Source organism: Dyadobacter sp. (assembly GCF_051859145.1).
GTDB lineage: Bacteria > Bacteroidota > Bacteroidia > Cytophagales > Spirosomataceae > Dyadobacter.
In genome coordinates, this window is record NZ_JBHYGF010000012.1 from 4509 (window position 1) to 15680 (window position 11172).

10 protein-coding genes and 1 tRNA gene are annotated in these 11172 nt (G+C 45.8%); 8 read left to right on the forward strand and 3 right to left on the reverse strand.

Going from position 1 to position 11172, the window contains the following annotated elements:
* Positions 1-219: 219 nt before the first annotated feature.
* The 6 genes from ACTIE6_RS01305 (at position 220) to ACTIE6_RS01330 (ending at position 6450) form a co-directional block, all read left to right on the forward strand.
* Positions 220-768 (forward strand): hypothetical protein, encoded by a 549-nt coding sequence (locus ACTIE6_RS01305; RefSeq protein ID WP_439554904.1) that lies wholly within the window; start codon positions 220-222, stop codon positions 766-768.
* 21 nt (positions 769-789) lie between these two features.
* The gene (locus tag ACTIE6_RS01310) at positions 790-1578 is read left to right on the forward strand and encodes a cysteine hydrolase family protein (protein ID WP_439554905.1); all 789 of its coding nucleotides are present in this window, start codon (positions 790-792) and stop codon (positions 1576-1578) included.
* A gap of 114 nt (positions 1579-1692) precedes the next feature.
* The gene (uvrA, locus tag ACTIE6_RS01315) at positions 1693-4554 is read left to right on the forward strand and encodes an excinuclease ABC subunit UvrA (RefSeq protein ID WP_439554913.1); all 2862 of its coding nucleotides are present in this window, start codon (positions 1693-1695) and stop codon (positions 4552-4554) included.
* Between the two features lie 55 nt (positions 4555-4609).
* Entirely contained in the window at positions 4610-5041 is a 432-nt protein-coding gene (locus tag ACTIE6_RS01320) for an antitoxin Xre/MbcA/ParS toxin-binding domain-containing protein (protein ID WP_439554906.1), read from the forward strand.
* Positions 5042-5049: 8 nt separating this feature from the next.
* The gene (locus tag ACTIE6_RS01325) at positions 5050-5514 is read left to right on the forward strand and encodes an RES family NAD+ phosphorylase (RefSeq protein WP_439554907.1); all 465 of its coding nucleotides are present in this window, start codon (positions 5050-5052) and stop codon (positions 5512-5514) included.
* Between the two features lie 99 nt (positions 5515-5613).
* Positions 5614-6450 (forward strand): fumarylacetoacetate hydrolase family protein, encoded by an 837-nt coding sequence (locus ACTIE6_RS01330; protein ID WP_439554908.1) that lies wholly within the window; start codon positions 5614-5616, stop codon positions 6448-6450.
* Positions 6451-6507: 57 nt separating this feature from the next.
* On the opposite strand, the gene ACTIE6_RS01335 is transcribed toward ACTIE6_RS01330, so the two are convergent.
* From ACTIE6_RS01335 to era, 3 genes are all read right to left on the reverse strand, one after another.
* Positions 6508-6903, reverse strand: a complete 396-nt coding sequence (locus ACTIE6_RS01335; protein WP_439554909.1) for a hypothetical protein — start codon at positions 6901-6903, stop codon at positions 6508-6510.
* A 318-nt stretch (positions 6904-7221) separates the two neighbouring features.
* A complete protein-coding gene (der, locus tag ACTIE6_RS01340; protein ID WP_439554910.1) occupies positions 7222-8532 on the reverse strand; it encodes a ribosome biogenesis GTPase Der in 1311 nt (436 codons plus the stop codon).
* Positions 8533-8592: 60 nt separating this feature from the next.
* Complete coding sequence (era, locus tag ACTIE6_RS01345) at positions 8593-9513, reverse strand: GTPase Era (RefSeq protein ID WP_439554911.1); 921 nt, start codon at positions 9511-9513, stop codon at positions 8593-8595.
* A gap of 231 nt (positions 9514-9744) precedes the next feature.
* Here era and ACTIE6_RS01350 point away from each other — a divergent pair.
* Both ACTIE6_RS01350 and ACTIE6_RS01355 read left to right on the forward strand, forming a co-directional pair.
* Positions 9745-9817: transfer RNA gene (locus ACTIE6_RS01350), tRNA-Met, on the forward strand.
* Between the two features lie 140 nt (positions 9818-9957).
* Positions 9958-11172, forward strand: a 1215-nt coding sequence (locus tag ACTIE6_RS01355; protein WP_439554912.1) for a hypothetical protein, incomplete at its 3' end; no start/stop codon positions are given.

Genomic DNA, 11172 nt, shown 5'->3' on the forward strand with positions numbered 1-11172 from the left:
GGATGAAGTTCAGCGTTGTATCGTAATCGTCAAACGATGGCACATTAATCGCATTTCCGAAGAGCGTAAACAGGAAAACTAAAAAAAGGACGACGCTCAAAGAGATGGATAGATATTTGGACATATCTGATATTTTTGTCAAAAACCTCTGCTCTAAATGACGGATAAAGTTAAGCGGAGTAATCCGGGATTCTAAATAAAGTTATCAATAGCGTTTGAATGGCCTTACCAGATCAGCTTAAAAAGGCAATTATACAGATGCCTGCCAAAGAGAAGGACAAACTGCTTCTCCGGCTTATCACCAAAGATAAAACACTCTCCGACAGGCTTCATTTTGAACTGATTGAGGACAGCTCCACCATACCCGAACGCCGGGAAGATATTATGGCGACCATTGTGCGCACATCGAAATTCAACCAGAATACACCCGGCTGGATTTTGATGGATATGCGGAATCTGAGTGGCGACATTGCTTATCACGTAAAGGTTACCAAAGACAAAATCGGCGGCTTGGAGCTCAATCTTTTCCTGATGAACACCTTCTTGTCTGCATATCCGGATATACTCAAAACCTACTCGTCGCGGGCTGATACCTGTGCATTGTACATTGCCAAAAAAGCGCAGACTATTCTGAACGGATTTAATAAGCTGAATGAAGATTACCGGGTAGATTACCTCAAAGATGTAAACCGGATGTTGCAGCTGGTGTATAGTTTGTGTTCCAAAATGTATGCGCGCCAGATGGAGCTCCCCACCGAAATCGAATAGTTTTCATCACAAACCAAAATCATGAAAAAGACTGCTCTGCTGATTATAGATGCGCAATACGATTTTTGTAATCCGCAGGGGACGCTTTTCGTGCCCGGCGCGCAGGAGGATATCGCGCGGCTGACGAGGCTGATCGCGCTTGAAGGTGATAAGCTCGACAGCATTTTTGTGACCCTCGACACCCACAAAGTACTTGATATTGCGCACCCGCTGTTTTGGCAAGACCAGAATGGAAATACAGTGGCGCCATTTACATTGGTAACACTGGCCTCTGTAAAATCAGGTAAATGGACGCCGCGGTACCACCAGGAATATGTAACCTGGTACCTGGAAACTTTGGAGGAGCAGGGAGAATTTCAGCATTTTATCTGGCCGGAACATTGTTTGATCGGTTCCAAAGGAGCTGCGCTCGATGATTCTTTACTGGAAGCAATTCTGGCGTGGACACACCGGACTGGACGGGATTATGTTGCAGTTCAAAAAGGCATTAACCCGCTTACCGAGCATTTTGGTGTATTCAAAGCGCAGGTACCTGTCGCCAGTGCAGCTGAAACCGAGCTGGATTATGCATTTCTGAACAATTTAAATGCATTCGACCAGGTCCTGATTGCGGGCGAAGCGCGGTCGCATTGCGTAGCCACCAGCATTGCCCAGATTATCCGCTACGCGCCAGAGCTGGTCCCGAAAGTAACTGTGCTGTCAGACTGTATGTCCGACGTACCGAACTGGGGACACCTGGCCGATCCGATCTTTGAAGACGCTGCCCAAAAAGGAATGACTTTCACAAAGTCAGGCTCCATTTCCTTCTGATCTACTTCTCTCGTTTTCCCTTTTCGCAAGCCAAACTAAATAAGCGTGGTTTTGGTTTGCATTTAGATACGTCATTAACAAACTTGAACCTGAATTCCACTAATTCCTTTTATGATGCATTTACCTTTTGCCCGGGTCGAAGCTTCCCAATTTGATGAACTTGACCCGAGAGAATACATTCTGATCAAAGGTGCACGAGTTAACAATTTAAAAAATGTGGATGTCGCTATTCCACGCAACAAGCTGGTCGTAATCACCGGTTTGTCTGGTTCAGGCAAATCTTCACTGGCTTTTGATACGCTTTTTGCGGAAGGCCAGCGGATGTACGTGGAAAGTCTGAGCAGCTACGCCCGGCAATTTCTGGGTAGAATGGAAAAGCCCGAGGTGGAGTATATCAAAGGTATCTCGCCGGCAATCGCCATTGAACAAAAAGTAAATACCCGCAACCCGCGTTCTACGGTGGGCACTTCTACCGAAATATACGATTACCTGAAATTGCTTTTCGCGCGCATTGGCCGCACTTATTCTCCCATTTCCGGTGAAATGGTGAAAAAAGATTCGGTTACCGATGTGGTCAATTACCTGCTGGCGCACCCGGAAGGTACCCGCGTAATGGTACTCGCGCCGCTGCTGATCCGCGAGGGCCGCACGCAGGTGGAGGAGCTTACCGTTCTGCTTTCCAAAGGTTATAACAGGATTGTACTGAATGATGAAGTGCTTTCCATTGAGGATATTCTGGAAAACCCTGACAATTTTTCGCAGGCAGGTAACCAGATCTTTATCCTGATCGACCGTGCAGCTGTGAAAGCGGACGATGAAGATACACAGTACCGCCTCTCTGATTCGGTGCAAACTGCCTTTTTTGAAGGAGAGGGTGTTTGTATCACGCAGGTTGTCAATGGAGAGCGGAGGGTTTTTTCTGATAAGTTTGAATTGGACGGAATGACATTCGAAGAGCCGAGCGTCAATTTGTTCAGCTTTAACAATCCATTTGGCGCCTGCAAGCGTTGTGAAGGTTTTGGTAAAATATTGGGAATAGATCCTGATCTGGTGATTCCCGACAAAAGCCTTTCTGTGTACGAAGGTGCAATAGCGCCCTGGCGGACGGAAAAAATGAGCGAGTGGCTGGTTCCGCTTGTTCGCAACGGGATTAAATTCGATTATCCCATTCACCGGCCCTACAAAGATTTAACGCAGGAGCAGAAAGACCTGCTTTGGACCGGTAACCAGTATTTCCAAGGTATCAACGATTTTGTCGCCGACCTGGAATCCCAAACACATAAAATCCAGTACAGGGTAATGCTCTCGCGTTTCCGTGGCCGCACTACTTGTCCTGACTGCCGCGGTTCGCGGCTGCGGAAAGATGCATCTTTTGTAAAAATCGGCGGCGCTTCCATAACCGATCTGGTATTGAAGCCGATCAAGGATGTTTCCGTTTTTTTCCAAAATCTTGAAATCAGCGAACACGACCGCCAGATTGCGAAACGTGTTTTGACAGAAATTGAAACGCGTCTCGACTATATGAACCGTGTCGGGCTGGGCTACCTGACTTTGAACCGGTTGACAAGTACATTGTCGGGCGGTGAATTTCAGCGCATTAAGCTTGCAACTTCACTGGGAAGTGCATTGGTTGGTTCTATGTACATTCTCGACGAACCCAGTATTGGTCTACACCCGCGCGATACCCAGCGACTTGTAGGCGTACTTGAATCGCTGCGTGATTTGGGAAATACATTGATCGTGGTAGAGCACGAAGAAGAAGTAATGCATGCCGCAGACCAGATTATTGATATCGGCCCGGAAGCTGGTACCGGCGGCGGTCACGTCGTCTTTCAGGGAAATCAGGAGGATATCACTGCATTAAAAGCAAGCGGCGAAGCATATAACACTGATCCTGAAACGAGGTCGCATACGATTGACTTTCTGCTTGGTCACGATTCCATTCCGGTACCTTCCGTGCGGAGGAAAGCTTTGCATTTTCTTGAAATAAAAGGAGCAAGAGAGAATAACCTTAAAGAATTGAATGTAAAAATCCCCCTGAATATACTCACGGTTGTTACCGGTGTAAGCGGCTCCGGCAAATCGACTTTGATCCGTAAACTGCTTTACCCTGCTTTAATGCGACTCAAAGGTGAGTTTAGCGAAGAAGTTGGCCGATTCGACGAGCTCACAGGCAGTGTAGACCGCATTGAAGCTGTGGAAATGATCGATCAGAATCCGATCGGAAAATCGTCCCGCTCTAATCCCGTAACTTACATCAAAGCCTACGATTACATTCGCCAAATGATGTCGGACCTGCCGCTTTCGAAGGCGAGAGGTTATAAACCTTCCCATTTTTCATTCAATGTCGATGGTGGCCGGTGTGAGATCTGCCAGGGTGAAGGTCAGGTGAAAGTGGAAATGCAGTTTATGGCGGACATTTATCTTACCTGCGAAGGCTGCAATGGGAAACGGTTTAAGCAGGAGATTCAGGAAGTCAGGTACAATGAAAAAGATGTTTCCGAAATCCTGGATATGACGGTTGACGAGGCAATCGAGTTCTTCCGCGGCAGTGAACCCAAGCTGGTAGAGCGACTGCTGCCTTTGCAGGAAGTAGGGCTGGGCTATGTGGGACTGGGACAATCTTCCAACACATTATCCGGCGGCGAAGCGCAGCGCGTCAAATTGGCTTCTTTCCTGGGGAAAGGTACTTCGAACAAAGGTAAAATGCTCTTTATCTTCGATGAACCTACAACTGGTCTGCATTTTCATGATATCAAAAAGTTGCTGAAAGCGATCAATGCATTGGTTGATCAGGGAGATACTGTGATCATTATCGAGCACAATATGGAGGTTATTAAAAGCGCTGACTGGATTATCGATCTCGGCCCGGAAGGTGGCGATGACGGTGGCCAGCTCACGTTTACGGGAACTCCCGAAGAAATGATCAAGCTGGAAGGGAACTATACTGCTGATTTTCTGAGAGAAAAAATTTGAGTTTTGACAAACGTCACTTATATTTAAGACATAGGTCACTTTAAAGTTCAAAGGTATGTCAGCGCCACTTCGCATGTTTCATGAAGATTTTATACCCTACGGATCAAAGCATTCTTCCGATTTCAGCCTGATCCGGATCTCCCGCGAAGGTGTTTTGCGGTCGGAAGCGGACGAAGTTTCTGATCTCGTGGGGTTAACAGACAATGAAATTGCATTTGTGCTGGGTATGACGCCCCGCAACCTGCACCGCATTCAGGCGGATAAAAAGCTGGGTACCGACGCTTCGGAGAGATTGCTGCTGCTGCGGAATGTGCTGGTTCATGCGCTTGATACTTTTGAAGGAAAAGCCGGCACAGTCCGCAATTGGCTGCGCACTCCAATTTTAGAGCTTGACGATCAATCTCCGTTGCAATTGATGGATACGATCACAGGTTTTGGGCTGGTGGACGATGTACTGGGCAGATTGGATTATGGTTTACCCGCCTGATCCTCAATATGGCTGTTGTTTACAGGATAATCAGGGAAAAATTTAAGGATAGTGCGCTTTCTGTTGAGGGCAGCAGGCTTTTCGGCGCGCGATGGAATCCAAAAGGGATTGGCGTTTTATATACAACCTCAACACCCGAGCTCGGCCTCGTAGAAACCCTTGCGCATGCACCTGGCGTGCGTTATGAGGATCTTCCAAAATACTGGCTTTCAACAATTGAAATACCCGACCAGATCAGGTATTATACCAGAAGCGAAATGCCGGATTTCTGGCAGGACCGGAATTATGACCGGACCCAGTACTGGCTCAAAGATTGGCTGGTCGATCCGGACATTCTGGCTGTGGGGCTTCCGTCTGTGATTGTTCCCTTTTCTTTCAACATTATTATTCATCCCCAGCATCCTGGATTTGAGGAAGTTTCGCTCATTTCGCAGGAAAGAATACCTATAGATAGGCGGCTTTGGAAAGTCTGATTACCGGTTTTGAGAATGGCCTGTTCCTTTTCAACCGGGGTAATTAACAGTATAGAAAAAAGTCAGGAGCCTTATTGAACCAAAAAACAGCTGTAACCGATGAAATTATACAAAACACAAAACGGCATTATTCTCGAAAAGGATGATACATTTTATCGCTTGCATGAAACTGACTGGGACCTGGCTGTTAACCGCGACGATTTGTACGAGTGGCTGGAAATTCAAACCGAACAATTAATTCCGATCATATTTACGGACGATTTGCCAATGCCGGAAGTGCACGCACCGATTGGTTCACAGGAAGTATGGGCTTCGGGAGTTACCTATTTCAGAAGCCGCACAGCCCGCATGGAAGAATCGGAAAAAGCAGGCGGCGGAAGTTTTTATGATCGTGTGTATGAAGCTGAAAGGCCGGAGCTCTTCTTTAAATCCACTGCCTGGCGTGTAATCGGAAACCACGGTACGGTAAGGATCCGCCGCGACTCTTCATGGGATGTTCCCGAGCCTGAACTCACGCTTTTTGCTTCTTCTTCCGGAACGCTGGTTGGCTATACGATCGGAAATGATATGAGTTCAAGAAGTATCGAGGGTGAAAATCCATTGTACCTGCCTCAGGCCAAATCATATACGGGCAGCGCCGCGCTTGGCCCCTGCCTGTATGTACCCGAATATCCCTTAACAGATGACACAGTGATCGATTTGTCGATTATACGCGCCGGCGAAGAAGTGTTCAATGGTGAAGTTACCCTGGCGCAAATGAAGAGAAAACCGGAGGAGCTACTCAAATACCTCTTCCTGGAAATGTCTTTCCCGCACGGTGCTTATCTGATGACCGGAACCGGAATTATTCCTCCCTCCGACTTTACGCTGCAAAAAGAGGATGTAGTTCACATTACCATTGAGCCGATCGGAACACTAACCAATGTGGTAGGATAAAAAGAAAGAGCGGCCTGCTGGGTCGCTCTTTTGCATTAATGATAGAAGTATGATTGTCTACGAATTTCCTAACGCGCTGGAACCTACAAATGCATAAACCATGCAGCGAAAAGCTCCGATTATTTTAGAAACGATTGACTCGTCTGCACTGTCCTCTTTCTCGTTTTTGAAAAAAGAACTTGGACCTTCTTCCAAAATCCGCTCGTTTAATGTAGCAGATGCATTGCTGCTCACGATGCTGGTGTTAAGCAACGCAGCACTTTTTGCGTGAGTCACCGGCTTTGTAGTTCTGGCAATAGATTTATGCTTTTTAACCACAGCCTTTTCCATTACAACTTCTTTCCCTGCCTGCAGCTTTTTGTGTGCAACAAACATATTATGAACATAACCTGTTGCACTGGCGCGGAAGCTAAACAGTACCAGGAATATGAGGAGTAATTTTATCTTTTTCATGGCATTTTTGTTTTCAGTCATTCAAAAAATCCGAACAGAATTCATTGTAACTAATTGACCTTACAAATATATATGTTTCAGTAGGTATCTTGCAATACATAGTACCTTGTTTTTAACAATTTTTTTGAAAAAACTTTTTGGTACCTGAGAAATGGGCTGCGATGCTTAACAGATGTAAAGGTAATTTGAAAGGTTGCACCAGCGAAAATAAAAAAGACGAAACGTAGATATAAGTACCTGAACCGTAATACTTACCGGATAAAACAGAAGTGCCGGCATTGGTGAATGCCGGCGCTTCTTCAACTATAAACTGAAATATTACTTCTCGCGGAAGAAAATCGTGATCGGCACGCCCGAGAAATCGAAATTTTCACGCATCCTGTTTTCAAGGTATCTCAGATAAGGCTCCTTAACATGCTTGGGATTGCTGCTGAAAAACACAAATGTTGGCGACGGCGTCGGCAGCTGGATCATATATTTAATATTGATATACTTTCCTCTGTGCGCCGGCGGCGGATATTTCTCGATCTCAGCCTGCATTACTTCATTCAGTTTTGAAGTCGTGATCTTTTTGGTTTTGTTTTTGTAAACCTCCATCGCCTTCTCCATTACCTGGTGAATGCGCTGCTTTTCAACCACGGAAGCAAAGATGATCGGCATGTAGTTCATCGGCGCCAGCTTTTCAAGCAAAGCTTTCTTGTAGGCGTCGGCTGTTTTGGAATCTTTTTCAACCAAGTCCCACTTGTTGACCATGATCACAATCCCCTTTTTCGCTTTATCAGCCTGGCCAATGATATTCATATCCTGGCCTTCCAGGCCCAACGTTGCATCCAGCAACACGATACAAACATCTGACTCTTCCATTGCCTTTACCGAGCGCAGGGTTGAATAGAATTCGATATCCTCTTTCACGCGCGACTTTCTTCTGATTCCGGCAGTGTCGGTCAGGATAAACTCCATTCCGAATGCATTGTAATGCGTATGGATCGCGTCGCGGGTTGTACCAGCGATATCAGTCACAATACTTCTGTCGGTTCCTGTCAGTACGTTCAAAAATGAAGACTTACCTACGTTTGGTCGCCCCATGATCGCAATGCGGGGAATACCCTCTTCCGGGTTTTCAATTCCTTGTGTTTCAAAATGCGATACAACCTTGTCGAGCAGTTCTCCTGTTCCAAAACCTGTCTGCGCGGAGATAGCGAAAATCTCGTCTCCCAAACCCAGCTCATAAAATTCAGCAGCAGACTGGTAACGTTCCTGCGTTTCCGCTTTGTTGGCTACCAGGTAAACGGGCTTATTAAACCGCCTAAGCACATTTGCAAAGTCTTTGTCAAGATCCGTCAGGCCCGTCATCGTATCAACCATAAACAGTACCACGCTTGACTCTTCAATTGCCAGCTCCACCTGGTCGCGGATCGCGCCTTCAAATATATCTTCCGAACCAACTACATATCCGCCGGTGTCGATTACTGTAAAATACTGATCTGTCCATTCTCCGTAACCATAATGCCGGTCGCGCGTTACGCCGCTCTGGTTGTCCATAATCGCCTTGCGGCTCTCTGTAAGGCGGTTGAATAATGTAGACTTACCTACATTCGGTCGCCCTACTATTGATATAATATTTGCCATTTTACTTGTTTGATCTGGTCCAAACGGCATTGTTCATACCGTTTTTCATTCATTTATTTATTAATCTTCATATCCAAACTGGCGAAGCTTGTTTTCTTTGCTTCTCCAATCTGGTTCTACTTTTACGTGTTGTTCAAGAAAGACTTTTTTGCCAAAAAACTCTTCCAGGTCCTTCCTGGCCTGACTACCCACTTTTTTGAGCATTTCGCCTTTTTCACCAATCAGAATTCCCTTCTGGCTTTTGCGTTCGACCAGAATTTCTGCACGTATGACGATGATATCGTCTTTTTCCTTGAATTCTGTGATTACTACTTCGGAGCTGTATGGAATTTCCTGGCGATAATTCAGAAATATTTTCTCGCGGATCATTTCGGAAGCAAAGAAACGCTCAGGTTTGTCTGTTAGTTCGTCTTCTTCGAAATAGGGCGGATGAAAAGGAAGGCGTGTAATGACGGCGTCGAACAATGTACCTATGTTCGCATTTTCCAAAGCTGAGATCGGGATGATAGCCGCAGGGTGGATTTCATTTTCCCATTCTGTCATTTTTGCATTCACCTGCTCCTGATCCGACAGGTCGATTTTGTTCAGCACCAGGATCACCGGCGAGTCGGTTCGGTTCAGAAGCGGCAGTACCTCGTGTTCAGCCACCTTCTCCCCTACTTCCACCACAAACAAAACTACATCCGCATCTTCAAGTGACCCTTTTACAAAAGTCATCATCGAGTCGTGCAGCTTGTAGGCTGGCTTGATGACACCCGGCGTATCGGAATACACGAGTTGAAATGGGATATTTTCGTGTGTTCCGTTCAGTATCCCTAATATACGGTGTCTGGTTGTTTGCGCTTTGGAGGTAATAATTGACATTTTCTCCCCTACCAATACATTCATCAGCGTGGATTTACCAACATTCGGTTTACCGATAATGCTGACAAAACCCGCACGATGGTTTCGCAGGGGAGCTTCTTTTTCTTTTTCTTCCATAAAATTTTTGGTATTCACTATTCAAAAGGAATGCAGCTACCCGGATTTTAGAAATCGCTGATAATTAGGGTGCTGCCGCCAATTATTATGCAAACCTACGGTTTTCCGGGCAGCAAACCGCGCGTCAGGGCGTAGTATTACGTGGTAAATCTGTAAAAGTTGTCTTAATTTTTTTTGCAAAAAGCTGGCATATTCAAAATAACCTCGTATGTTTGCACTCCAATTCAACGCCGCGGGATGGAGCAGTTGGTAGCTCGTTGGGCTCATAACCCAAAGGTCGCTGGTTCGAGTCCAGCTCCCGCTACTAAGACAAAGGTCACTTTCGAAAGATGGTGGCCTTTTTTCTTGCCCTTAAAGTAGCTCAACTGACTAGTCGGGCGATTCTTCCCAAGAAAAATCTTATGTTTGAACCTCCGGTTTAACATCCATCAGAAATGTTTATCTATGACTAATTCTACGTGGCTTAAAAGCGCTGACAATCGTCAAAAGTTGCTGATTTTCGCGTTTACAATTCTCCTCCTTCCATTCGTAGCATTATCCTTTTTTACTTTCCCCACGACCGACGATTATTGTCACACGCTGACAGTCAATGAAATGGGTTACTGGGCTTACCAAAAGCATTACTGGCTTACCTGGTCGGGACGTTACATTGGTACGCTCATTTCAGCAACGCAGCCGCTTACCTATGGTTCCTATTTTGGTTACAAAATCGCACCTGCCATTCTGCTTCTGATTTATGTGCATGCTTTTATCACCTTTGCCAAAGCATTATCAGCCAATAAATTGCCCACCTGGCAGACTGCCCTGCTCGCATTCTTGATGCTGTTTGTTTTCATTGCAGAAATGCCTTCAGTCGCGGGTTATATCTACTGGTATACCGGCTACTACTACACGATTGCCGACATAAGCACGCTTTACCTTTTGGCTTATTTCTTCCGGCAGTACCCGGCTATTACCACGCGAAATATAATTGCGCTGTCGCTTGGTCTTATTTTACTGATCGGAATGAATGAATACACACTGGTGTGGCTGGTGATTCTTTGCGGCTCTTTATTCTTTTTCAAGAGTATTATTGATAGAAAATTACATTTCAAATTCCTGGTACTCTCACTCGTCGCATTGATTTTCGGCGTATTGTCGGTGACGGCGCCGGGCAATGCAGCCAGAGCAGAATCGGGACTTTATCCCACTCCATTGAAGTACAATTTGCTTTTTTCCCTGAAAAACAGTTTTACCTGGGAATTTCATAATTTGTCCAAAATGGCACCGGCTTTGTGTGTGCTGACACTAGTCCTAATCCCGATTGCCTGCATACTGTATACTTCCAAAAAGCCTGGTGAATTCAGCTTCTTCTTTGTACATCCCGCATTCTCATTGCTGGTTTTTGCAGTAGCGCTTTACCTGAGCTACTTTCCATCGTACTGGTCCATTGCTGAGCCTCCTAACCTTCGCGGACAATGTGTGATCAACTTTTGGACGCTGATTGGATGGACATTCAATGTGTTCGTAATTATATTCTGGTTATTGGAAAAAGAGCGCATCAAGCCCATTTTGAGCCTGGGTGTATTGAGCTGGGTTGTTGCTTTTTACTTTTTCAGCTTGTACCTGAGCAATTTCAATTACCGCTCTGCCTGGTCGGACTTGCTGACTGGTCGCGCC